Source organism: Rhizobium sp. Leaf306, from assembly GCF_001423425.1.
Classification (GTDB): domain Bacteria; phylum Pseudomonadota; class Alphaproteobacteria; order Rhizobiales; family Rhizobiaceae; genus Neorhizobium; species Neorhizobium soli.
In genome coordinates, this window is record NZ_LMNX01000001.1 from 1266439 (window position 1) to 1290118 (window position 23680).

At 61.4% G+C, this 23680-nt stretch carries 20 protein-coding genes and 1 tRNA gene; 12 read left to right on the forward strand and 9 right to left on the reverse strand.

Annotated features, from left to right (window positions below; translation table 11 throughout):
- Positions 1-17 precede the first annotated feature (17 nt).
- A complete protein-coding gene (locus ASG19_RS06000; protein WP_062454200.1) occupies positions 18-1667 on the reverse strand; it encodes an MFS transporter in 1650 nt (549 codons plus the stop codon).
- A gap of 290 nt (positions 1668-1957) precedes the next feature.
- On the opposite strand from ASG19_RS06000, the gene rimP reads away from it, so the two are divergent.
- The 10 genes from rimP (at position 1958) to ASG19_RS06050 (ending at position 14823) form a co-directional block, all read left to right on the forward strand.
- On the forward strand, positions 1958-2560 hold the full coding sequence (gene rimP / locus ASG19_RS06005; protein ID WP_062454201.1) for a ribosome maturation factor RimP: 603 nt from the start codon (positions 1958-1960) through the stop codon (positions 2558-2560).
- Between the two features lie 61 nt (positions 2561-2621).
- Entirely contained in the window at positions 2622-4238 is a 1617-nt protein-coding gene (gene nusA, locus ASG19_RS06010) for a transcription termination factor NusA (RefSeq protein ID WP_062454202.1), read from the forward strand.
- Positions 4235-4918: an RNA-binding protein gene (locus ASG19_RS06015; protein WP_062454203.1), complete on the forward strand. Its 684-nt coding sequence runs from the start codon at positions 4235-4237 to the stop codon at positions 4916-4918. Before nusA ends, ASG19_RS06015 begins: the two co-directional genes overlap by 4 nt.
- Before the next feature lie 100 nt (positions 4919-5018).
- Positions 5019-7862, forward strand: coding sequence for a translation initiation factor IF-2 (gene infB / locus ASG19_RS06020; protein ID WP_062454204.1), 2844 nt, complete (start codon positions 5019-5021; stop codon positions 7860-7862).
- A gap of 287 nt (positions 7863-8149) precedes the next feature.
- The gene (exbB, locus tag ASG19_RS06025) at positions 8150-9196 is read left to right on the forward strand and encodes a tonB-system energizer ExbB (protein ID WP_082476195.1); all 1047 of its coding nucleotides are present in this window, start codon (positions 8150-8152) and stop codon (positions 9194-9196) included.
- A 4-nt stretch (positions 9197-9200) separates the two neighbouring features.
- Positions 9201-9707, forward strand: a complete 507-nt coding sequence (exbD, locus tag ASG19_RS06030; protein ID WP_062454205.1) for a TonB system transport protein ExbD — start codon at positions 9201-9203, stop codon at positions 9705-9707.
- Positions 9704-10615, forward strand: coding sequence for a TonB family protein (locus ASG19_RS06035; RefSeq protein WP_062454206.1), 912 nt, complete (start codon positions 9704-9706; stop codon positions 10613-10615). Before exbD ends, ASG19_RS06035 begins: the two co-directional genes overlap by 4 nt.
- A 56-nt stretch (positions 10616-10671) precedes the next feature.
- On the forward strand, positions 10672-11664 hold the full coding sequence (locus ASG19_RS06040; RefSeq protein WP_062454207.1) for an Ldh family oxidoreductase: 993 nt from the start codon (positions 10672-10674) through the stop codon (positions 11662-11664).
- A 458-nt stretch (positions 11665-12122) separates the two neighbouring features.
- Positions 12123-12749 (forward strand): ribonuclease D, encoded by a 627-nt coding sequence (locus ASG19_RS06045; protein WP_062454208.1) that lies wholly within the window; start codon positions 12123-12125, stop codon positions 12747-12749.
- A gap of 175 nt (positions 12750-12924) precedes the next feature.
- Positions 12925-14823, forward strand: a complete 1899-nt coding sequence (locus ASG19_RS06050) for a hypothetical protein (RefSeq protein ID WP_156466410.1) — start codon at positions 12925-12927, stop codon at positions 14821-14823.
- 94 nt (positions 14824-14917) lie between these two features.
- On the opposite strand, the gene rpsA is transcribed toward ASG19_RS06050, so the two are convergent.
- The 4 genes from rpsA to aroA all read right to left on the reverse strand — a co-directional run bounded on the left by rpsA (position 14918) and on the right by aroA (position 19448).
- Positions 14918-16621: a 30S ribosomal protein S1 gene (gene rpsA, locus ASG19_RS06055; protein ID WP_062454210.1), complete on the reverse strand. Its 1704-nt coding sequence runs from the start codon at positions 16619-16621 to the stop codon at positions 14918-14920.
- A 156-nt stretch (positions 16622-16777) separates the two neighbouring features.
- Positions 16778-17431, reverse strand: a complete 654-nt coding sequence (gene cmk, locus ASG19_RS06060; protein ID WP_062454211.1) for a (d)CMP kinase — start codon at positions 17429-17431, stop codon at positions 16778-16780.
- A complete protein-coding gene (locus ASG19_RS06065) occupies positions 17428-18069 on the reverse strand; it encodes an FMN-binding negative transcriptional regulator (RefSeq protein ID WP_062454212.1) in 642 nt (213 codons plus the stop codon). The genes cmk and ASG19_RS06065 overlap by 4 nt, the downstream gene beginning before the upstream one ends.
- A gap of 11 nt (positions 18070-18080) precedes the next feature.
- Positions 18081-19448, reverse strand: coding sequence for a 3-phosphoshikimate 1-carboxyvinyltransferase (gene aroA, locus ASG19_RS06070; RefSeq protein WP_062454213.1), 1368 nt, complete (start codon positions 19446-19448; stop codon positions 18081-18083).
- Positions 19449-19661: 213 nt separating this feature from the next.
- Here aroA and ASG19_RS06075 point away from each other — a divergent pair, with 213 nt between their 5' ends.
- Positions 19662-20051, forward strand: a complete 390-nt coding sequence (locus ASG19_RS06075) for a TIGR02300 family protein (RefSeq protein ID WP_062454214.1) — start codon at positions 19662-19664, stop codon at positions 20049-20051.
- A gap of 154 nt (positions 20052-20205) precedes the next feature.
- A tRNA-Ala gene (locus ASG19_RS06080) sits at positions 20206-20281 on the forward strand.
- A gap of 46 nt (positions 20282-20327) precedes the next feature.
- On the opposite strand, the gene ASG19_RS06085 is transcribed toward ASG19_RS06080, so the two are convergent.
- The 4 genes from ASG19_RS06085 to ASG19_RS06100 form a co-directional block, all read right to left on the reverse strand.
- Entirely contained in the window at positions 20328-20591 is a 264-nt protein-coding gene (locus tag ASG19_RS06085; RefSeq protein ID WP_156466411.1) for a hypothetical protein, read from the reverse strand.
- A 100-nt stretch (positions 20592-20691) separates the two neighbouring features.
- Positions 20692-21693: an ABC transporter ATP-binding protein gene (locus ASG19_RS06090; RefSeq protein ID WP_062454216.1), complete on the reverse strand. Its 1002-nt coding sequence runs from the start codon at positions 21691-21693 to the stop codon at positions 20692-20694.
- A 74-nt stretch (positions 21694-21767) separates the two neighbouring features.
- Entirely contained in the window at positions 21768-22832 is a 1065-nt protein-coding gene (locus ASG19_RS06095; protein ID WP_062454217.1) for a Gfo/Idh/MocA family oxidoreductase, read from the reverse strand.
- Entirely contained in the window at positions 22829-23671 is an 843-nt protein-coding gene (locus ASG19_RS06100; protein ID WP_062454218.1) for a carbohydrate ABC transporter permease, read from the reverse strand. The genes ASG19_RS06095 and ASG19_RS06100 overlap by 4 nt, the downstream gene beginning before the upstream one ends.
- Positions 23672-23680: the final 9 nt, after the last annotated feature.

Consider the following 23680-nt stretch of genomic DNA (forward strand, 5'->3'; position numbering starts at 1 on the left):
ATCGCCGGCCTTTCGCCTTAGTGGTGAAAGTCGATATGGGGCTTGTGCATGATGTCGGTGGAGGGCGGGATCGTCTGCCGCTCGATCATGCGATGGACCTTCGGTTCTTCTTCACCCTGATGCAGCTTGCGGATCGCATCCCAGATTTCGGCATCCATCTGCATGCGCCGCTGGTTGTGGCGCACGTAATCCGCCCAGGTGGCGGTATGATAGGTCTCCGTCCAGACGTCGGGATGTTCGAGATCGCGCATCAAGGCCCACTGCCGTGCACCGTCGCGGATACGCACCCGTCTGCGGCGTGCCATCAGGGTCAGGAATTCGGGGATATCGGCCTCGCCGATGAGGTAGTCGATCTGGAGCACGATCGGACCGCTGCGCGGCTGCAGCGCGAGGCTCAGAAGCGGCGCGTTGAAGCGGTTGAGCGGATCAAGATTGACATCGCCGAACTGCGGCAGCGGCATGCGCCAGCCGACGAGAGCGCCGACAAGCATGGCGAGGCTCGCGATAGAGAGTGCAACCGACGCGCCAAAGTTTTCGGACAGAAGACCCCACATCCAGCTGCCCGCAGCAATGCCGCCGAAGGTTGCCGTCTGGTAGAAGGACAAGGCACGGCCGACGACCCAGCGTGGCGTCGAAAGCTGCACGGTCGTGTTGAACAGTGATAGCGCGAGAACCCAGCAGGCGCCGGGGAACAGGAGGGCGATCACCGTCACCGTCGTATTCGTGCTTGCGCCGATGACGGCGGAGCTTGCGGCAAAGCCCACGAACGCGAACCGGACGATCCACTCGCTCGAAAACTTTTCCCTGAGCCTCGCATTGGCAATGGCACCGGCGACGGCGCCGATGCCGAAAGCGCCCAGCATGATGCCGTAGGTGAACGGGCCACCGGACACGAGATCGCGGGCAACGATCGGCAGAAGGGCCAGAATAGCGCTTGCGGTCAGACCGAACAGCAGGCCGCGCAGCAGCACATTCAGAATATTCGGCGACATCGCGACGTAGCCAAGGCCGGCGGACAGTGCCCGCAGCAAAGTTTCGCGCGGAAGCGAATCGTCGGCACGCTGCGGCTTCCAGCGAAACAGCGCATAGATGATCGCGAAATAGCTCATCGCGTTGACCGCGAAGGCGGCAGCAGCCCCTGCTGCTGCGACGATCGCGCCGCCGATCGCCGGCCCGACGCTGCGGGTGATGTTGAAGCCGACGCTGTTCAGCGTCACTGCGGTCGGCAGGATTTCGCGTGGTACGATATCGCCGACCGAGGCCTGCCAGGACGGGTTGTTGAGCGCCGTGCCGCAGCCGATCAGGAAGGTGAACATCAAAAGAAGCCACGGCGTCAGCAGGCCGAGATAGGCAAACACCGTCAGCGCAATCGACACGGTCAGCATGAAGACCTGCGCCGTCAGCATTAGGCTTCGGCGATTGTAATTGTCGGCCAATGCCCCGGCGACAAGCGAAAACAGCATGATCGGCAACGCGTTGGACGCCTGCACCAGCGCCACCATGTCTTGCGAACTGGCGATCGCCGTCATCATCCAGGCGGCACCGACGGCCTGGATCAACCCACCGAAATTCGACGCGATGCTGGCAATCCAGATCATTCGGAACGTCGGCAGCCGAAACGGCGCCAGCGTCGAAATCCGATCGGGCAAGTCTCTTCCTCCCATCATGGCACTGTCACCAAAGGGTTATAGACCTGAAGACCACAAATTCCACCCGCGTCATGTCCTAAAATGCCCGATGATGGAGATCTGCTGTCACCAACCCCATCACGGACCGGAGCGAATGCGACGAGTCTTGCGGCGGTCTTGCAATCGCCGGTGTGAAAGCGTATATGCAGGCCATATTCTTGATCGTCCGATGAAGAGTGGGCCCTCCCGGACCCGCTCTTTTTTGTTAGGCGATCGCTTTTCTCCCCCTCGTCCGGAAACCGGACAGGGAGCACGAATTCGGAGGGCGCATGCCACAAACCGACAGCGAACCGCGCCTGATCGTCGAGACCGGGCTTGAACTGAGAGTGGCCGAGATCATCGAGCCCGTTCTGACATCCATGGACTTCCGCCTCGTGCGCGTCCGGATGCTCAATCAGAATGGCGCGACGCTGCAGATCATGGCCGAACGCAACGATGGCACGATGGATGTCGAGGGCTGTGAAGCCGTCTCGATGGCGATCTCGCCCGTTCTCGATGTGGAAGATCCGATCGATCGCGAGTATCATCTCGAAGTGTCGTCGCCCGGCATCGATCGCCCGATGGTGCGCAAATCCGATTTCGAGCGCTGGAACGGCCATATCGTGAAATGCGAGACGTCGATCCTGGTCGACAATCGCAAGCGTTTTCGCGGCAAGATCACCGACGTCACGTCCGAGGGCTTCACGATCGACCGCGATCAGGTCGCCGATGGCGAGACACAGCATTTGCTCATTCCGTTTACGGCGCTGTCCGAAGGAAAGCTTGTCCTCACCGACGAACTGATCCGCGACGCGTTGCGGGCTGACAAGGCGGCCAAGCAGCAGGCCGCCAATCAGAACGACGAAACCGACGAAGACACTGACGAAGAATAACCGACAGCACGCCTTCCTTTGAGAAGGTCGCACATAGCTCGACTTACGGAGACCAACGACAATGGCAGTGAGCGCAAACCGGCTTGAACTTCTGCAGATCGCAGATGCAGTAGCCCGCGAAAAGGTCATCGACCGCGAAATCGTGCTGGCTGCGATGGCCGACGCCATCCAGAAGGCCGCCCGCTCGCGCTATGGTTCGGAAACCAACATCCGTGCCGACATCAATTCCAAGACCGGCGAGATCCGCCTCCAGCGCCTGCTGGAAGTGGTCGACGTCGCCGAGGATTACGGCACGCAGATCCCGCTGACGCTGGCACTCGATCGCAACGTTGACGCCAAGATCGGCGACTTCATCGCCGATCCGCTGCCGCCGATGGATTTCGGTCGTATCGCTGCCCAGTCTGCCAAGCAGGTTATCGTCCAGAAGGTGCGCGAAGCGGAACGTGACCGTCAGTTCGACGAGTTCAAGGACCGCGTCGGCGAAATCGTCAATGGCACCGTCAAGCGCGTCGAATATGGCAACGTCATCGTCGACCTCGGTCGTGGCGAAGGCATCATTCGCCGTGACGAGATGATCCCGCGCGAAAACATGCGCTACGGTGACCGCGTTCGAGCCTATGTCTACGACGTGCGCCGCGAACAGCGTGGCCCGCAGATTTTCCTGTCGCGTACCCATCCGCAGTTCATGGTGAAGCTGTTCACCATGGAAGTGCCTGAAATCTACGACGGCATCATCCAGATCAAGTCGGTTGCTCGCGATCCGGGCTCGCGCGCCAAGATCGCTGTCGTTTCCAACGACTCGTCGATCGATCCGGTCGGCGCCTGCGTCGGTATGCGCGGTTCGCGCGTTCAGGCCGTCGTCGGCGAGCTGCAGGGCGAAAAGATCGACATCATTCCGTGGAGCCAGGATCCGGCGTCGTTCATCGTCAACGCGCTGCAGCCGGCAGAAGTCTCCAAGGTTGTTCTCGACGAAGACAGCGAGCGGATCGAAGTCGTGGTTCCGGACGAGCAGCTGTCGCTGGCGATCGGTCGTCGTGGCCAGAACGTCCGCCTTGCATCGCAGCTGACCGGCTGGGATATCGACATCATGACGGAAGCCGAGGAATCGGAGCGCCGCCAGAAGGAATTCAACGAGCGCACCAACCTGTTTATGGACGCGCTCGATGTCGACGAGATGGTTGGCCAGGTGCTGGCGTCCGAAGGCTTTGCCGCCGTTGAAGAGCTTGCCTATGTCGAGCTCGACGAAATCTCCTCGATCGACGGTTTTGACGAAGATACCGCGACCGAGATCCAGACCCGTGCCCGCGAATATCTCGAGCGGATCGAGTCTGAAAACGATGCAAAGCGCGTCGCACTCGGTGTTGCCGACGAACTGAAGCAGATCGACGGCCTGACCGGTCAGATGCTCGTCGCGCTTGGCGAAGACGGCATCAAGACGATCGAGGATTTTGCCGGCTGCGCGGCCGATGATCTTGTCGGTTGGAGCGAGCGCAAGGACGGCGAGACCAAGAAGTTCGAAGGTCTGTTTTCGAAGTTCGAGGTTTCGCGCACCGAAGCTGAAAACATGGTCGTGCAGGCCCGCCTGCTGGCTGGCTGGATCACCGATGCGGATCTTGCCACCGAAGAAGCACCAGAGGCCGAAGACGCCGAGGAGGCGCCTGCCGCCGAGCGGGAATGATCCCGATTGGCAATGAACCAGACGACGATGCAGACGACGAGCTTATCGTGAATGACCGTACCTGCATCGTCACCCGTGAAGCCGGATCACCGGAAACGCTGATCCGCTTCGTGGCCGGGCCTGATGGCCAGGTTGTTCCCGATCTCAAGCGTCGCCTTCCGGGGCGGGGCTGCTGGGTAAAGGCCGAACGGGCGTTGATCGACCGGGCGGTCCAGAAGAAATCCTTCGCCCGCGCGTTGAAGACGGACGCTAAGGCGGATGCCGATCTGGGGGCGACGGTTGACAGACTGCTCGCGGCCGATCTGATCGGCATGATGAACATGGCTCGCAAGGCGAGCCAGTTTATTTCGGGCGCGACGAAGGTCGATGCCGCAGTTCGCTCCGGCGGCGCGATTGCTTGCTTTCATGCCTCAGATGCTGCGGCAGACGGTATCCGGAAGATCGATCAGGCTCGCAAAGCCTTCAAATTCGGCTCGAATGCCGAGGAAGAAATTCCATCCTTTTTGCTCTTCACGGGGGCCGAACTGGACGAAGTGATGGGCCAGAATGCTTTTATCCATGCCTGCGCGCTTGCGGGACAGGCGGGTGAAGGTGTAGTGAAACGCGCAAACCTACTTGAACAGTACCGCACGGGCGGTCTGTCCCAGACAAAAGGTGTCGCTGACATGCCGAAACAATGACGCGGTTACCGGTTTTTGCCGGACGCACATCGATATGTACGAATTGAACGACAGGCACTGATGGCTTCCATCTGTTCCTGTCCGAAGGAACAGGAACGGAATGACTGATAACAACGACGACAAGACACTGGGCGTGAAGAAGACCCTTACCCTGAAACCATCGGGTGTGACCCAGGGTACTGTGCGCCAGGACATGGGTCGCGGCCGGACCAAGGCGGTCGTCGTCGAGACGGTCAAGCGCCGTCCGACCCGTCCGCTCGACGAAAAGCCAATTACACCGATCGCAGCACCGGCCCCTCGGCCAGTCGAGGCAGCCGCTCCTATAGCGCCACGCCCGCAGCCGGCAACCCCTGCAGCGCCGGCACCAGCCGCCCCTGTGGCAGCCGCTGCACCTGCAGCCCCCGCCCCTGCTGCACCCGTCAGCCAGCCGAGCCCGCCGCAGCCGCGCGTACAGCAGCCTTCATCGCAGGGATACCGCCCCGGTTCTTCGCAGGGCCAGCGCCCTTCGTCATCGCAGGGTCAGCGTCCCTCGTCGCATCAGGGCCAGCGTCCGCAGCAGCCGTCACAGCCGCAGCGCCAGCCGCAGCGTTCGGGTGGTGCTGTCCTGCACGACCTGTCCGCAAGCGAGATGGATGCACGCCGTCGCGCACTCGTCGAAGCCCAGGCGCGCGATGTGGTCGAAGCCAAGCAGCGCGTCGAGGATGATGCACGCCGCAAGGTAGAAGACGAGCGCCGCAAGGTCGAAGAAGCAGCCGAGGCAGCACGTCTGGCCGAAGAAGCCAAGGCACGCGCTGCCGAGGAAGCTCTGCGTCCGGCACCCGTCGCGCCAGCGCCAGCCGCTGCAGATCGCAACGCAAATACACAAGACAACCGTAACTCGGCTCGCCCGACGCCTGGAGCCGCACCTGTTGCCGCGCCCGTCATCGGTCGTGGTCGCCGCAACGACGAGGAAGAGGATCGCGCACCTGCCCGGACCATTCCAGGTCGTGGCCGCGTTGCAGCGCCGGTTCCTGCCAAGCCACCGACACGCCCGAAGGTCGAGGAAGGCCGTCGCCAGGGCAAGCTCACGATTACCGCTGCCAGCACCGATGATGACGGTACCGGCCGTGGTCGCTCGATGGCTGCCATGCGCCGCCGGCAGGAAAAGTTCCGCCGCAGCCAAATGCAGGAAACCCGCGAAAAGGTTATGCGCGAGGTCATCCTGCCTGAAACCATCACCATTCAGGAACTGTCGCAGCGCATGTCAGAACGTGCCGTCGACGTTATCAAGTACCTGATGAAGGAAGGCCAGATGATGAAGGCCGGCGACGTTATCGACGCCGATCTCGCTGAAATCATTGCAGGTGAATTCGGCCATACGGTCAAGCGCGTTTCGGAATCGGACGTTGAAGAAGGTATCTTCAACCAGATGGACGACGCCGGCGAAATGGTGTCGCGTCCTCCGGTCGTGACGATCATGGGTCACGTCGACCACGGCAAGACCTCGCTTCTCGACGCCATTCGCCAGGCCAACGTTGTTTCGGGCGAAGCCGGTGGCATCACCCAGCATATCGGTGCCTATCAGGTTGAACAGAACGGCCAGAAGATCACCTTCATCGACACCCCCGGTCACGCCGCCTTTACGGCCATGCGTGCCCGTGGTGCGCAGGCGACTGACATCGCGATCCTCGTGGTTGCAGCCGACGACAGCGTGATGCCGCAGACGATCGAATCCATCAGCCACGCAAAGGCTGCCGGTGTTCCGATCATCGTGGCGATCAACAAGATCGACAAGCACGAAGCCAACCCGGACAAGGTGCGCCAGCAGCTGCTGCAGCACGAAGTGTTCGTGGAATCGCTGGGCGGTGAAGTTCTCGACGTCGAAGTTTCGGCCAAGAACAAGACCAATCTCGACAAGCTGCTCGAGGCTGTTCTGCTGCAGGCCGAAATTCTCGACCTGAAGGCAGATCCGGTCCGTACGGCCGAAGGCATCGTCATCGAAGCCCAGCTCGACCGTGGCCGCGGTGCGGTTGCAACCGTGCTCGTCCAGAAGGGCACGCTGAAGCCTGGCCAGATCATCGTTGCCGGCGATCAGTGGGGCCGCGTCCGCGCGCTCGTCACCGACAAGGGTGTTCACGTCAAGGAAGCCGGCCCGGCCATGCCGGTCGAAGTGCTCGGTCTTTCCAGCACGCCTGCTGCCGGCGACAAGTTTGCCGTCGTTGAAAACGAGAGCCGTGCTCGCGAGATTTCCGAATATCGCCAGCGGCTTGCCCGCGACAAGGCGGTTGCTCGCCAGTCCGGTCAGCGCGGTTCGCTCGAACAGATGATGAGCAAGCTGCAGAATACCGGCTACAAGGAATTCCCGCTGCTCATCAAGGGCGACGTTCAGGGTTCCGTCGAAGCCATTATCGGCGCTCTCGACAAGCTTGGCACCGACGAAGTCCGCGCCCGCATCGTCCATTCGGGCGCAGGTGCGATCACCGAGTCGGATCTTGCGCTTGCCGAATCCTCCGAAGCAGCGATCATCGGCTTCAACGTCCGTGCCAACGCACAGGCGCGCATAGCGGCCGATCGTGCCGGCACCGAGATCCGCTACTACAACATCATCTACGATCTGGTGGATGACGTGAAGGCAGCAATGTCGGGTCTGCTTTCGCCAGAACGTCGCGAGACCTTCCTCGGCAATGCCGAAATCCTCGAGGTGTTCAACATCACGAAGACCGGCAAGGTTGCAGGTTGCCGCGTCGTCGAAGGCAAGGTCGAGCGTGGTGCAGGTGTTCGCCTGCTGCGCGACAACGTTGTCATTCACGAAGGTAAGCTCAAGACGCTCAAGCGCTTCAAGGACGAAGTTGGCGAAGTGCCGATGGGTCAGGAATGCGGTATGGCGTTCGAAAACTACGAAGATATCCGCGCAGGCGACACGATCGAGTGCTTCCGCGTGGAGCACATCACGCGCACGCTGTAAGTTTAGCGCTGCCGAAACCATCAACCGCCGAAGAGAAATCTCCGGCGGTTTTTTCGTTTGTGCGGAGCTTTGGGAGACAGGCTGCGGCTGGCAGCATGGCCATGCGGACCAAATCATGACGGAAGCAGTCAAATTTAAGCGATACTCTCCCGATTATAGTTGCCAACCACACTCATGTTTATTATCGCATAGCGGCAAGCCGCCGCCCTCAGTTTTCGGACCGGCTGAATGATATCGAGCCGTTGGGCCAACTGAGCCTTCCGGCGACCAGTCGGAGTATCGCTGCCATGTCCGTTGTGCCGAAGTCTCACCTCTACAGGAAGCAGTTGCGCGTTGCCGGGCCAGGTCCCCTGGTGACAACGATTGCGGCCTTGATGCTGATGACGACAAATGCGGTCGCGCAGGTCGAGGCGCCTGCACCGGAAGCGCCTGGTCCGGCACAACAGACGGCGCCGGCCCTTGCTCCTCCAAGCGCTGCTCCTACGACACAGCAGACCCCGCCACCCGTTCAAGACGCAACCCCGGCAGAACCTGCTGCTCCCTCCGTGACGCCAATCGAGCAGGCTCCGGCTGCAACGGGTGCACCTTCCCCCGAAGCACGCGCCGATATTCCTCACAATCTTTCGCCCTGGGGCATGTTCATGGCGGCCGACTGGGTGGTGAAGGCCGTGATGATCGGCCTTGCCATTGCCTCGCTTCTCACATGGACGATCTGGATCGCAAAGACGCTTGAGCTGATGGGCGCCCGTACCCGCGCCAGGCGCGTCCTCAAGATCATCCAGGGCGCGCATACGCTGCCGGAAGCGCTTGAGACGACAGGCAGCCGCGGCGGGCCTGCGGCCCTGATGCTGCGCGCGGCGACCGAAGAGGTGGAGCTTTCCGAAGCTGCTCTCGACTACGCCCATACCGATGGTGTCAAGGAGCGCGTATCTTCGGTCCTGTCGCGCATCGAAGCATATTCCGGACGGCGCATGGCCCGCGGCACGGGCATTCTCGCCTCGATCGGTTCGGTTGGCCCGTTTGTCGGGCTGTTCGGCACGGTCTGGGGCATCATGAATTCCTTTATCGGCATTTCGCAGTCCAACACGACCAACCTTGCGGTCGTGGCACCCGGCATCGCCGAAGCGCTGCTTGCGACCGCCCTTGGTCTGGTCGCGGCAATCCCGGCCGTGATCATCTACAACGCCTTCGCCCGCTCGGTCACCGGCTACCGCCAGCTACTGGCCGACGCTGCTTCCGGTGTCGAACGACTGGTCAGCCGCGATCTCGATTTCCGCAAGGTGCCGCCAGGCGGACGCAGGCCGGCGTCGATGTCTCTGGTCGCGGGGGAATAATTCCATGGCAGGCGGCATTCGCGAACATCACGGCGATGAACTTCCCGAAAATCACGAGATCAACGTGACGCCGTTTATCGACGTCATGCTGGTGCTCCTGATCATTTTCATGGTGGCCGCGCCGCTGTCGACGGTCGACGTCAATGTCGATCTGCCCGCCTCCAGCGCCAAGCCCGCAGAACGACCGGACGAGCCTCTCTACGTGACGGTCAAGGACGACCTATCGCTCAATATCGGCAACGATCCGGTCGCGCGCGAACAGTTTGCCGCAAATCTCGACCGCCAGACCGAGGGTAACAAGGATACGCGGATCTTCCTGCGGGCCGACAAGGCCGTCGATTACGGGCAGTTCATGGAAGTGATGAACCTGCTGCGCGATTCCGGCTACCTGAAGATTGCGCTGGTCGGGTTGGAGGCCGCGTCGGGTGCCCAACAGGCGCCAGCGTCTACACCCGCCGCACCGGCAGCGCCTGCACCAGCCGCTTCGCCGGCCACCGGAGGCGCTCCATGAGCCTTGCCATGCAGCGCAGAGGATATGCGAGCAGGATCGGCGAGATCGCGCTGTGGGGATCTGCCGCTATCCTTGTGCTCACGGTCCACATTGCCGCCGCAGCTCTTCTGATGAGGCAAGAGCCGGAGGAACTCGCCGACAACGGTCCGCAGGCCGCCATCATGATCGAGCTTGCGCCGGAGCCGGAGGCGGCGATCCCAGACGAAGAGCAGATCGCTACCGACACCGAAGACCGGCAACTGGTCGAGACCCAGCAGACCGAGCCGGTCGAAGAGGTCGAACCCATCGAGGAGCCGCCACCGGTCGAACCGCCACCGGAAGTGGCTGAGGAGATACCCGAACCGCCGCCGGAACCCGTGATCGAGACGCCGCTGCCGGAGGAAACGCCCCCGCCGCCGGAGATCGTCGAAACGCCGCCGCCCGAGCCTGTCGATCCGATCGAGCAGAAGGTCACCGCAGCGTTGGAGAACGTGGAAGTCCCGCTGCCGGTCACTCGTCCACCACCACCGAAGCCGGTCCAGAAGGTAGAAAAGCCACGCCGTCAGCCGCAGGCGCAGAAGGAAAAGGCGCAGGCAAAGGTTCAGGCAAAGCCGTCGGAGCGCACGGCCGCTGCGCAGACCTCGAGCGGATCGGTGGCCTCGACGATGTCACCGTCCACCTGGATGACCCGTGTGCGCACGAAGATCGCCCGTAATGCCCGCCGCTGCCCGTCCAACCAGAAGGGGATCGTGACGATCAGCTTCAATTTCGATAGCGATGGCAATATCGGGCGCGTGTCCGTTGCCAGATCGTCTGGAGATACGCGTATCGACGACTACGTCGTCTCAGCCGTTCGGCGCGCATCACCTGTTCCGATCGCACCGGCAGGTGTTGCAAGCCTCGTCACTCAGTCGGTAGAGTGCAAGTAGCCGTGCTTTCGGGTTCGGTTGCCCTCCTTAACACTCGCTCCCGGAACAGCTTGTCCATGCAGATTACCCTTGAAGAAGCCGAAACGCTGGTGAGCGGCGTTTTCGAAGCCAACGGCGTGCTTGATAGCACCGCACGCTCGGTTGCCCGCGCCCTGGTGCAGGCGGAAGCCGCCGGCCAGTCCGGTCATGGGCTTCGCCGCATCCCGGCCTATGTCAAACAGGTGCGGACCGGCAAGGTCGACGGCAGTGCTCTCCCTGAGGCGAGCAGGCCTCGACCCGCAGTTCTTGCAATCGACGCGAACTTTGGCTTTGCCTATCCGGCGCTCGATCTCGCTGTCTTGGAACTTCCAGCGATTGCGCGCGAACAGGGCATCGCCTTTGCCGCCATCAACCGTTCGCACCATGCAGGCGTCATGGCGTTGACCGTGGAGCGCTTTGCCGAGCAGGGGCTGGTTGCGATGATGTTTGCCAACGCGCCCGCCTCCATGGCCCCCTGGGGTGGCAAGGTGCCGCTGTTCGGCACCAATCCGATCGCTTTTGCGGCGCCTATTGCCGGTGACGAGCCGCTGGTCATCGATCTAGCACTCTCCAAGGTTGCCCGCGGCAAGGTGATGGAAGCGACCCAGAAGGGCACCAGTATTCCCGACGACTGGGCGTTCGACACCGACGGCAATCCGACAACCGACGCATTTGCCGCGATCAAGGGAACGATGGCGCCATCCGGGGGCGCCAAGGGGGCAGCGCTTGCACTCATGGTCGAAGTGATGGCGGCCGGCATCGGCGGTGCGCATTACTCCTACCAGGCCAGCTCGCTGTTTGACGAGACCGGACCTCCGCCGGCGCTTGGCCAGTCGCTGATCGTCATCGATCCGGATGCCACGACGGGTGGCGGCGCGGCAGAACGCTTTGCGGCATTGGCGAGCGAAATGGCAAAGCAGGACGGTGTCCGCCTGCCCGGCCGGCGCGGCCGCGGTCTTCGCGCCGAAAGCATCCAGCACGGTCTCAAGATCGACGACGACGTGATGAAGGCGATAGAAGCTCTGGGCTGACCTGCAGATCCACCTTTATGCCGGACAAGCCAGTGCAGCGATGCGCTGGCTTTTTCTTATTGCGCAGCAAGGCGTTCTGCGGAGGCAGAGCCGGTCATACAGAGGATTTTAAGGGATACAAAACGAGAAAAGCCTGGCGCGGGAGGAGGATGCGCCAGGCTTTAAACTTGATCAACAACTGGGAGGAGGAGGGTGTTGTTGATCCGTATCGAACGACACTGGGAGGAGGAGGTGCGTCGTTCGATGACCAAACTTCTAGCCATATCTTCCCGGTGCGCCAAGAGGCTCTGCTGCAATGCAGCAATGCGTTTGCTGCATTGCTGGGCAATTGCTCACGCGTTCGTGTTTCGTCGTCGCCAAGCGATAGCCATTGTCCGGGATAAGACGATGCGGCCGCGTGCTTCCACCGGAGCTTTCCTCTAGGTTATCCCGCATAGAGCCTGACAGCGGAGACACGCATGAAGACGTCGATACGGTACCATCAAGGAGATATTCCAGCCTCTGACGCTGCGCGCTACACAGGCGCGATCGCAATCGATACGGAAACGCTTGGCCTCGTCCCGCGCCGCGACAGGCTTTGTGTCGTGCAGCTCTCACCAGGCGACGGAACCGCGGACGTCATCCGGATCGCAGCCGGGCAGAAGCAAGCTCCCAATCTCGTCGCACTGCTTGCCGATCCCGCCCGACAGAAAATCTTTCACTACGGACGCTTCGATATTGCGGTTCTGTTTCACACGTTCGGGGTTACGACCACGCCTGTCTTCTGCACCAAGGTCGCATCGCGGCTCGTGCGGACCTATACGGATCGACACGGCCTCAAGGACAATCTGAGAGAGTTGCTGGACGTCGATATCTCGAAGGCGCAGCAGCAGACCGACTGGGCTGCCGAAACCCTGTCGCAGGCCCAGCTCGAATATGCGGCGTCCGACGTGCTTCACCTCCATGCGCTCCGCGACAAGCTGACCGAGCGCCTTCTCCGCGACGAGCGTATCGAACACGCGACGGCGTGTTTCGAGTTCCTGCCGACCCGAGCCAAGCTCGATCTGCTCGGCTGGGGTGAGACCGACATTTTTGCGCATAGCTGACGACCGGTCGGGCCTGCCAGCGATTAGCGATGATTTAACCATAGCGATTTAAGAATTGGTGCTCGGCATTCATGCGCCATGAGTTGGCGGCGCAGTTTTGGCGTGCGACGTGCGCGTGAATTCGTGTGTGGCCGAGTTGTCCCTTCCTTTCACACGCGAGAGATGGAGGCGCGCTATGCTTACTCCTGTCAGTGCTACGCAAAGCATGCAGGCCGACCCACTCTCTCCGGTCCGTACGGTTGCTTCCACGCGTCCCATCGCGGCGGCCGCAGGAGCAGACCCTGACCTGTCCGCGAGCGATGGACTGCTTGCGGGCGCCCGCCTGAACCTTCTGTCGCTCTCCGGCCAATTGCAGCTTGCCTACGGGTCGTCGATCTTCGCCGAAACGATCGGTCAACTCCTGCAGATACCGCGAAACGACGGCGAGTTGCTGGCAGACTATGCAGAGCGCCTGACTGTCGCGGTGCAGTCCATGAATACGGACGACATTGCAGCGCTTGAAAAAACGCTGAGACAGCTGGTCAAGGGCATGTCCGTGCCGCTGCTCGCCGAGATCCTCAAGAACCCCGGTGGTCTCGACGCAGCACGGCTGATCCTGTCGCTCGAAGCAGCGCTCGTCACGGATAGCGATACGGTTGAGAATGCAGCGGTCACCTCCTATCGGCAGAATGAGATAGCCAGCCTTCCAAAAGACGGTGCGGCACCCTCTCCTACGACGCGGCCCGGCGCCCCGCCGGCAGTTGCCCCGACTGGCCCGTCCTTGCCCGGCCCATCATCCCCCGCGCTCTCAGCGCTCCAACCCTCGACGCCCAGCCCCGCATCGCCGGCAGTTCCTCTGCCCGGTTCTTCTTCGGGCACAGCAAGTACAGAGACCCCCGGGCCATCCCCCGGCGCTCTGCCTGACATCGGAGCAAAATCGCAGTCGGTGACGTCACCCGCCACCAGTGCAACGCCGCCGGCTCCCGGTGCAGCGGCACCAGCTATCGCTCCGTTCTCGCCACCCACGAGCGGGTCAGCCGCCGCGGCTCCTGACACAAAGGTTCCCGGTACGGAGCTTCAGAAACCCCAACTGCTGCCGCCGCTCGTTGATCTGCAGGAAGAGCCGACCCGCGAGGCGATTCTTGCGCGGCCGATGCCGGTCCGAACAGAAGGTCTCGCGACAGCAACCGCCGACCTTCAATCCAAACCAGCTCTACCATCTCCCGCCGTCCCAAGTGCGGTTCCGATCAAGCCGGACGCAAGCCCGGCGCCTGCGCAAGCCCCGCCGATCTTGGCTGCAGATGCGAAGCCGATGCGGCAAGTCTTGCCGCAAGTCTTACCGCAGACCGCCGTGCCGGGCATCGCGACTGTGACGAATACCGGGGCTCTGGTCGCAGCGGTTATCGATGCCTTCGACACCGAATTGAAGATCCCGATCAGCGATGCCGAACCGGCGCCGGCGCCGAAACCCGCTGTGGAATGGCCCAGCAATCTGGCACAACTGGTGTCAGTGATTGCACCAAGCGCGCTTCAGGCAGCGCTGCTCGCGACAGGAGCTCCGGTCGACAATTCGACAGCGGCACTGTTCAAGAACCTTTTTGGCGGAGGCGGCGGTGGAACGGTGCCCCATGCCGGCGGGCATGGACAACCTGCCCCGGCTGCTCCGGACATAGACGCAATGCATACGGCCGGGATAACGGATGCCGAGGACGATCTGCTGCGCATTGCAAACGAACGTCACACCACGGCCGCAAAAGCCAGCGGAGCCCCGGAGGCGGCGCCAGAGCCTGACATCCAGCCGATGCCGGTGCCGCTGCCGCTCGTCCAGCGCGAGGCGATTGGCCTGCCGTTTGTCCCCTACCCAATGGCGGACGACGAGCCGCGGCGCGAAAACCGCAAGACGCAGCCGGTGACGGCAGTCGACGAGGATGGCGAAGCCGACCACAGCCAGGACCAGGCTTTCGATCACCCTGATGACGGCAACGAGCCGACTGACGACGACAACCCTGGCGACGGCGAGGCCGCATCCTCGGAGGCCAGCAACGACGATCGTCGTCCGAACGAACTTTACTGGCGCATGGCAGGGTGGGCCTGAGCCGACAGTTCACGGTGCGACCCAAAAAAAGCGGGCATGAAAAAAGCCGCCGGATCTTTCGATCCGGCGGCTTTCGCATTTCAAGCTACAACGATTACTCGCTGCCGCGGTTCTTCAGAGCCGCGCCGAGGATGTCGCCGAGCGAAGCGCCGCTGTCGGACGAACCGAACTGTGCAACTGCTTCCTTTTCTTCAGCGATCTCGAGAGCCTTGATCGACAGCATGACCTTGCGATCCTTCTTGGAGAAGTTCGTGACGCGGGCGTCAAAAACCTGACCAACCGAGAAACGCTCCGGACGCTGATCGTCGCGATCGCGTGCCAGGTCGTTGCGGCGGATGAAGGACGTGATGTCTTCGTGAGCAACAAGCTTCACTTCAACACCACCGTCGTTGACGGCGATGACTTCGCACGAAACGACAGCGTTCTTGCGCAGTTCGCCGGATGTTGCGGCTTCGCCGACAGCATCCTTGCCGAGCTGCTTGATGCCGAGCGAGATACGCTCCTTCTCGACGTCCACATCCAGAACGACAGCCTTAACGACGTCGCCCTTGTTGAACTCCTCGATGACCTGTTCGCCTGGACGGTTCCAGTCGAGGTCGGAGAGGTGAACCATGCCGTCAACGTCGCCGTCGAGGCCGATGAACAGGCCGAATTCGGTCTTGTTCTTGACTTCGCCTTCGACTTCAGTGCCGGCCGGATGGCTGAACGCAAATGCCTGCCATGGGTTCTCGAGGGTCTGCTTGAGACCGAGCGAGATGCGGCGCTTCGACGGATCGACTTCGAGAACGACAACGTCGACGTCCTGCGTGGTCGAAAGGATCTTGCCGGGATGTACGTTCTTCTTGGTCCAGGACATTTCCGAGATGTGGATCAGGCCTTCGATGCCTGGCTCCAGCTCGACGAATGCGCCGTAGTCCGTGATGTTCGTGACGGTACCGGAGATCTTCTTGCCAACCGGGTACTTGGCAGCAATGCCATCCCACGGATCCGACTCGAGCTGCTTCATGCCGAGCGAGATGCGGTGGGTTTCCTGGTTGATGCGGATGATCTGAACCTTGACCTGCTGGCCAATGGACAGGATTTCCGACGGATGGTTGACGCGGCGCCATGCCATGTCGGTCACGTGCAGCAGGCCATCGATGCCGCCGAGGTCAACGAACGCACCGTAATCGGTGATGTTCTTGACGACGCCGTCAACAACCTGACCTTCTTCAAGGTTCTGAACGATTTCCGAGCGCTGTTCTGCACGGGACTCTTCAAGAACCGTACGACGCGAAACAACGATGTTGCCGCGACGCTTGTCCATCTTGAGGATTTCGAAGGGCTGCGGGTTGTGCATCAGCGGGGTCACGTCGCGGATCGGACGAATGTCGACCTGGCTGCGCGGAAGGAAGGCAACAGCGCCGTCGAGATCGACCGTGAAGCCGCCCTTGACCTGGTTGAAGATAACGCCTTCAACGCGTTCGCCAGCTTCGAACTTGACTTCGAGCTTGACCCAGCTCTCTTCGCGGCGAGCCTTCTCGCGCGACAGAACTGCTTCGCCAAGCGCGTTTTCGATGCGCTCGACATAGACTTCGACTTCGTCGCCGACCTTCAGCGAACCGTCTTTGCCCTTGACGCCGAATTCCTTCAGCGCGATGCGACCTTCGACCTTGAGGCCGACGTCAACAACGGCCATGTCCTTTTCGATCGCCGTTACCAGACCTTTGGTAACGTAGCCTTCGGCCAGATCATTGGTTGCGAAGGATTCTTCGAGAAGGGCTGCGAAGTCCTCCCGCGACGGGTTAGTTACTGCCATGAAATCTCCTGGTCGTGTCCAGTCAAGGACACATTGCGCCGTGGGTTCGTGTTGATCACACCCGAAATCCAAGCCCGCCTCGTCATGTTCAGAGGCAATCCGGCGCGAGGACTAAGATATCGGGCTCGAATGCGCCGCCGGTTATCCGGTCGGTCATCATCCTTTCAGGGCGGCGTCGATAATCGCCTTCGCGGCCTGAAACGCGGCCTCTATACCCATTTCTGACGTATCAAGCAAGTGCGCGTCTTTCGCAGGCTTCAAAGGGCTGTCGGCACGCCCCATGTCGCGCTCGTCGCGCTTTCGCACATCGGCAAAAATCTCGTCGAAATCTGCGGCATCGCCGCGGCCAACGATCTCGTCGTAACGGCGTCTGGCGCGCACTTCAGGCGATGCGGTGACATATAGTTTCACGGGTGCATCGGGGCAGACGACGGTGCCGATATCACGCCCGTCGAGCACCGTGCCTGGCTTGCGCCTCGAAAACGCCTGCTGCGCTTCCACCAGCGCCCGGCGCACGGCGGGCATGACGGCGATCTTCGAGGCCGCTTCGCCAATCGCATGGGCCGACAGGATTTCGCGGTCGAGACCTGCCAGTTCGACGTCTCGCGCCATCGTCTCGGCAACACCCTCGTCGTTGAGCGGCAGACCCCGGTCGAGCAGCGCCTTGGCGGCTGCGCGGTAGGTGAGGCCCGTATCGAGGTGCTGGAAGCCGTAGGTTTCAGCGATCTGGCGCGACAGCGTGCCCTTGCCGGCTGCGGCCGGGCCGTCGATTGCGATCACCAGAGGCGTAGTTCTATCTGCAGAATTCATGTCAGGCGGGAGGCTCCGTAGCGGCGGACAAGATCGGCCATTTGGTCCTGTCCGGGCATGTTATCAAGTCCGGAGGCTACGCCTTCGCGATCGCCGACCGGGCGGTTCTGACTGACCTTCCACTTTCCTTCGATCGCCGCGATCTCGATCTCGACACCGACGATACCCTTCAACTGGGCGGAAATGAAATCGTCTGGCGCATCGTTGACGGACCAGGGCATCGGCCGGCTGCTCTCATGCTGGCTGGTGATTGCCTCGATCTGGGCAAGCAGCCAGCCGGCGTCTTCGACGATGCGGGCCGGACCGCGGGCCTGAACGATGGCATAGTTCCAGGTGGGCACGACCTTACCCGTCTCCTGCTTGGTCTGGTACCAGGACGGTGTGACGTAGCTATCGGCGCCCTGAAACACAGCAAGGACGCTCGCGCCGTCGCGGATGTCTTTCCACTGGCTGTTCGCCCGGGCAAGATGCAACCGCAGCACACCTTTTTCGGCAGCTTCTCCATCAAGGTGAAACGGCACCGGATTGGCCAGCAGACCGGAATTTCCCGATGTGATCAGCATGCCCAGCGGATGGGCGCGGATCAGCGCATGCTGGGTGCCGAGATCGTCTTCGCGGAAATGCGGCGGTTGGTACATTAGCGTGCGCCTCAGGTCTTTCCTTCGATGTGGTTCTCGATCTGCGCGCCGAGACCGGTCATCAGATCCATGAACTCCGGAAAGCTGGTGGCGATGATCGAGGCGTCGTCGACCGTGACTTCGTGCTCGGATGCCAGACCGAGAACGAGGAAGCTCATGGCGATGCGGTGATCGAGATAGGTGATAACGGCAGCGCCGGACGCATTGCCGTAGCCTTTACCGCCTGGACGGCCGCGCACCACCAGCGTTTCCTTGCCTTCATCGCAATCGACGCCGTTCAGCTTCAAACCTTCGGCAACGGCCGAGAGACGGTCGGATTCCTTGACGCGCAGCTCCTCGAGACCGAGCATCGTCGTCGTTCCCTCGGCAAAGGCTGCGGCGACCGCGAGGACGGGATATTCGTCGATCATCGATGGCGCACGATCGGCAGGAACGGTGACGCCGTTGAGGTCGGAGCCGCGGACGCGCAGGTCGGCCACATCCTCGCCGCCAGCGCTGCGGGCATTCATCACCTCGATATCCGCACCCATTTCCTGCAGCGTCAGAATAAGACCGGTGCGGGTGGGGTTCATCAGGACGTTCATGATGGTCACGTCCGATCCCGGCACCAGGATGGCGGCCACAAGCGGGAACGCGGTCGAGGACGGATCGCCGGGAACATCGATCACCTGGCCCTTGAGATTGCCGCGACCTTCAAGCCGGATCGTGCGGACGCCATCGGCATCGGTCTCGACGGTCAGATCAGCGCCGAAACCCTGCAGCATTTTTTCCGTATGGTCGCGGGTCATGACCGGTTCGATCACGGTGGTGACACCAGGCGTGTTGAGGCCGGCAAGCAGCACCGCGGACTTGACCTGCGCCGAGGCCATGGGCACGCGGTAGACGATGGGGTTCGGCGTGCGCGGACCACGCAGCGTGACGGGCAGCCTGTCGCCGGCCATCGACGTCACCTGGACGCCCATCTCGCGCAATGGATCGAGCACCCGGCCCATCGGCCGCTTGGACAGCGAGGCATCGCCGATAAAGGCGGACTCGAAATCGTAGACGCCGACGAGACCCATCGTCAGGCGGCAGCCGGTGCCGGCATTGCCGAAATCGAGAGGCGCCTGCGGTGCGAGCAGCGCGCCGTTGCCGGTGCCCTGGATGATCCACTCGGCGCCGACCTTGTCGATCTTTGCGCCCATAGCACGCATCGCCTTGCCGGTGTTGATGACGTCTTCGCCTTCCAAGAGGCCGGTGATCCGCGTCTCGCCGGCAGCCAGGCCTCCGAACATGAAGGAACGATGCGAGATGGACTTGTCGCCCGGGATGCGGACGGTCCCGGTGAGGTTCGTCGATCTTCTCGACTTTGCCGGTTTGAGGGCAATCCCATGCGACATGATCGGTCCTTGCTCGTATGCCTTTGATTTCCGCCGTCGTTATCACAAAGCAAAAGGCGGGTCATTAGCCTGCCTGCCAAGGAATTCAGGAAAAGTTAGTCTTTGACATGGAGCCCGCCAGGCCTTATGGGGACCGGCTTAGATTTTTCACCCATTGATTGCCGCTTTATGCGGCTTCGCCGACCTGTTCGGCCATCTCATGAGGCTTTGATAGTGGCTAAAGCGGAACTCGGAACCAAGCGCACCGACCCGGATACCGGCAAGAAGTTTTACGATCTGAACCGCGATCCCGTCGTTTCCCCCTATAGCGGCAAGTCCTGGCCGTTGTCGTTCTTCGCCGAAAACAGCGCCGCTGCAAAGCTGGAGCAGGCGGAAGAAGAAGATGTCGAGGAAGTCGACGTTGAGAACCCAACTGTCGAGCCCGTCGCAACCGACGACGCCGACGATGCGGCAACCGGCGACGACATCCCGGATCTGGGCGACGACGATGATGTCGATATCGGCGACGATGACGACAACACCTTCCTCGAAGCCGACGAAGACGATGAAGACGACGACGTAACCGGCATTGTCGGCGTTGGCGGCGACGACGACGAGAATTGATCTTTCGACCTAAAGCCCGGTAATTTGAAGAAAAATTGCCGGGCTTTGAAAAACAGGCTTGCACTCTCCGAAAACCGGACGTAATAAGCCGCCACTCCGGTCAGCATCGCTGCTTCGGAGTTCCCAAGGACCGGAACACCCGGACCACCCTGATGGGGCTATAGCTCAGCTGGGAGAGCGCTTGCATGGCATGCAAGAGGTCAGCGGTTCGATCCCGCTTAGCTCCACCAAATCTTTCTCCGAACAAACCGACTGCTGAATAGAGGCCGACAAGGCCTAATTCGCGAAGTACGCGGCTGTGCTGTGCGCAGCTTTCGTCTGATGAATCCGGGTGCGGCGGGCGGCGAGTTTGCGGGTTTTGTGGGCCGCGTGCCGGAAGCGCTTCTTGGTGCGCTCGACTTCGCGCAGATAGCCGAGATCTGAGGCCAGAACCTCGTCCTGGTACTGCTGGCGGCGAGCATCCGCGATCTGGCGAACCACCAAGGCGCCGGTCCCTGCGAGAGTGGCGACCGCTGCAATCAGAATTAAAATTACCGTCATTGCCGTTTCCTCCATCCCCATAACGCGGAAGGAGCGCAAAGGTTCGCTTTCCCGCATTGGAGGTAGTGGAACACGGAACTGGTTACGGCCGATTTAAAGGTTAACCGATCGCCTTGTCGTTTTCGTCGAACCGGTGCAGCGAGGCCTTATCCGGTGTGGCAAAGACGATGTCGTCTGGACCATAGCGATGCTCGCCGAACAGACGGACCGTGATGAGGCCCGCCGTCTCGGTTTCGAGATAGAGGATGGTATCGGCGCCGAGGTGCTCGGCATGGACTACCTTGGCCTTCCAGTCGCCGCTTTCTCGCGACAGAGCGATATGCTCCGGCCGGATGCCGATGGTCTTGATGCCGCTTTCGGAAAGCGTCTCGCCCGGGATAAAGTTCATCTGCGGCGAGCCGATGAAACCGGCGACGAAGACGTTGGCGGGCTTGTTGTAGAGCTCCATCGGAGACCCCACCTGCTCGATCGCGCCGGCGCTGAGCACGACGATCTTGTCGGCAAGCGTCATCGCCTCGACCTGGTCGTGCGTCACGTAGATCATCGTCGCCTTAAGCCGCCGGTGCAGGCGGGCGATTTCAAGCCGGGTCTGCACGCGCAGCGCCGCGTCGAGGTTGGACAACGGCTCGTCGAACAGGAAAAGCTTCGGTTCCCGCACGATGGCACGACCAATCGCCACGCGCTGGCGCTGTCCGCCGGACAGCTCGGCAGGGCGACGGGCGAGATAGGGATCGAGCGACAGAAGCGACGAGGCATTCGACACACGTGTCTCGATCTCGGCCTTGTCCGTTCCGGCCTGTTTCAGACCGAGGCCCATATTGTCCTTCACCGTCAGATGCGGGTAGAGCGCATAGGACTGGAAGACCATGGCAATGCCGCGCTTGGCGGGAGGGGTCGTTGCCATTTCCTGGTCGTCGATCCGGATCGAGCCCGATGACGCATCTTCAAGGCCTGCAATGACCCGCAGCAGCGTGGACTTGCCGCAGCCGGAAGGACCCACGAAGATGACGAATTCGCCATCCTGAACCTCGAGGTCGATGCCCTTCAGCACTTCATGATCGCCGAAGGCCTTTCGGATGGATTTCAGTTGCAGCGAACCCACGAGCGTATTCCCACTTCTGTCGTTTGGTGCAATCGCGGACGCTGTCCCGTCCGGCACGATTGCTTGCGTTGCTTTCAGAGATAGATCGGCTTGCCGGTCCGTGCGCTTTCATCCGCCGCAAGGCAGATGCGCAGCGACTGGACCGCATCGTCTATGTGCCGGCTGAGATCGATATCCTCGCGGATCGCCTTCAGCATATAGGCCTGCTCGAAATCGCAAAGCTGCTGATGGCCGGGTTCGCCCGCCATCGTCATATCCTCGTCGGGCCTGATGAACCTGCCGTCCGGGCCGGTCTCGGCGTTGTGAAGGCGAATGACAGAGGTTTTGGTATGGGTGTCGATATCGTCGGATTTGGCATTGGGGTCCATGACGATCGAGACCGAGCCTCTCGGCGACATCACGTCCTTCACGAAGAACGCAGTTTCGGAAATCATCGGGCCCCAGCCCGCCTCGTACCAGCCGACCGATTTGTCATCGAAGATCACCTGAAGGTGGCCGTAATTATACATGTCGGGCGCAATTTCATCGGAAAGGCGCAGGCCCATGCCGCGCACTTCCACCGGCTTGGCATCGGTGATCTGGCACATGACATCGACATAATGAACGCCGCAATCAACGATCGGCGGCGTCGTCTGCATCAGCGCCTTGTGGACATCCCAGGTGGGGCCTGACGATTGCTGGTTGAGGTTCATCCGGAAGACATAGGGCGGTCCGAGCTTGCGGGCTTCGGCAATCAGGCGGATCCAGGAAGGATGATGGCGCAGGATATAGCCGATCACCAGCTTCTTGCCCGCGACCTTGGCGGCGGAAACGACGCGCTCGGCATCGGCAACCGTGGTTGCCAGCGGCTTTTCGACAAACACGTCGCAACCGGCTTCGAAGGCGGCAACTGCATAGTCTGCATGGCTGTCGGAATAGGTGCAGATGGCGCAGAGGTCCGGCTTCAGCTCGGCAAGGGCTGTCAGGAAATCGGCATGGATCTCGTAGCCGGCAAGGGCCGGATCGAGCGTCGGCGTCGAGCGGTTGACGAGACCGACGATCTCGAAGCCCGGGTTGTTGTGATAGGCCAGCGCATGGCTACGGCCCATATTGCCGAGGCCTGCGACGAGAACGCGGATCGGCTTTTCGGTTGAACTCACTTGACGGCTCCAGACGTGATGCCGCGGATCAGTTGCCGCGAGAAGATGACGTAAAGGACAAGGATCGGCAGGATGGCGAGCGACAGCGCTGCCAGCACCGCGTTCCAGTTGGTGACGAACTGGCCGATAAAGATCTGCGATCCGAGCGTTACCGTCTTGGTGGCCTCAGAGGGCGCGAGGATCAGCGGGAACCAGAGATCGTTCCAGATCGGGATCATGGTGAAGACGGCGACCGTTGCCATGGCCGGGCGCACAAGCGGCAGGACCAGACGGAAGAAGATCGCATATTCCGAGAGCCCATCGATGCGCCCGGCATTTTTGAGATCGTCGGAGACCGAGCGCATGAATTCGGACAGGATGAAGATCGCAAGCGGTATCCCTTGCGCCGTGTAGACGAGGATCAACGCGGTGAGCGTGTTGACGAGGCCCGACGCGACCATGCCCTGCAGGATAGCAACCGTGCCGAGCCGGATGGGGATCATGATGCCGATCGCCATGTAGAGGCCGAGCAGCGTGTTGCCGCGGAAGCGATACTCTGACAGCGCAAAGGCGGCCATCGCGCCGAACAACAGCACGAGCGCGATCGAGACGACCGTGACGATCATGCTGTTCTGGAAATAGCCGATGAAATCCGCCTGTCCGAGAACCGTCTGGTAGCCGATCAGGCTGAAGCTCGACGGTGTGGGAACCTGCATCGGATTGCGGAAGATCGAATTGCGATCCTTGAACGAGTTGATGATGGTGAGGAACACCGGGAAGAGCGCGATCAGCGTGTAGGCGATCAAAGCCAGATGCACGAGGCTTGAGCGGATCGGTGAAGAGCGTGCCTTGTTGGACATATCTACACG

Excerpts from the sequence above, each read along its gene's own strand:
- ASG19_RS06000 (WP_062454200.1), bottom strand. The coding sequence starts at position 1,667 with ATGATGGGAGGAAGAGACTTGCCCGATCGGATTTCGACGCTGGCGCCG.
- rimP (WP_062454201.1), top strand. The coding sequence starts at position 1,958 with ATGCCACAAACCGACAGCGAACCGCGCCTGATCGTCGAGACCGGGCTT.
- nusA (WP_062454202.1), top strand. The coding sequence starts at position 2,622 with ATGGCAGTGAGCGCAAACCGGCTTGAACTTCTGCAGATCGCAGATGCA.
- ASG19_RS06015 (WP_062454203.1), top strand. The coding sequence starts at position 4,235 with ATGATCCCGATTGGCAATGAACCAGACGACGATGCAGACGACGAGCTT.
- infB (WP_062454204.1), top strand. The coding sequence starts at position 5,019 with ATGACTGATAACAACGACGACAAGACACTGGGCGTGAAGAAGACCCTT.
- exbB (WP_082476195.1), top strand. The coding sequence starts at position 8,150 with ATGTCCGTTGTGCCGAAGTCTCACCTCTACAGGAAGCAGTTGCGCGTT.
- exbD (WP_062454205.1), top strand. The coding sequence starts at position 9,201 with ATGGCAGGCGGCATTCGCGAACATCACGGCGATGAACTTCCCGAAAAT.
- ASG19_RS06035 (WP_062454206.1), top strand. The coding sequence starts at position 9,704 with ATGAGCCTTGCCATGCAGCGCAGAGGATATGCGAGCAGGATCGGCGAG.
- ASG19_RS06040 (WP_062454207.1), top strand. The coding sequence starts at position 10,672 with ATGCAGATTACCCTTGAAGAAGCCGAAACGCTGGTGAGCGGCGTTTTC.
- ASG19_RS06045 (WP_062454208.1), top strand. The coding sequence starts at position 12,123 with ATGAAGACGTCGATACGGTACCATCAAGGAGATATTCCAGCCTCTGAC.
- ASG19_RS06050 (WP_156466410.1), top strand. The coding sequence starts at position 12,925 with ATGCTTACTCCTGTCAGTGCTACGCAAAGCATGCAGGCCGACCCACTC.
- rpsA (WP_062454210.1), bottom strand. The coding sequence starts at position 16,621 with ATGGCAGTAACTAACCCGTCGCGGGAGGACTTCGCAGCCCTTCTCGAA.
- cmk (WP_062454211.1), bottom strand. The coding sequence starts at position 17,431 with ATGAATTCTGCAGATAGAACTACGCCTCTGGTGATCGCAATCGACGGC.
- ASG19_RS06065 (WP_062454212.1), bottom strand. The coding sequence starts at position 18,069 with ATGTACCAACCGCCGCATTTCCGCGAAGACGATCTCGGCACCCAGCAT.
- aroA (WP_062454213.1), bottom strand. The coding sequence starts at position 19,448 with ATGTCGCATGGGATTGCCCTCAAACCGGCAAAGTCGAGAAGATCGACG.
- ASG19_RS06085 (WP_156466411.1), bottom strand. The coding sequence starts at position 20,591 with ATGACGGTAATTTTAATTCTGATTGCAGCGGTCGCCACTCTCGCAGGG.
- ASG19_RS06100 (WP_062454218.1), bottom strand. The coding sequence starts at position 23,671 with ATGTCCAACAAGGCACGCTCTTCACCGATCCGCTCAAGCCTCGTGCAT.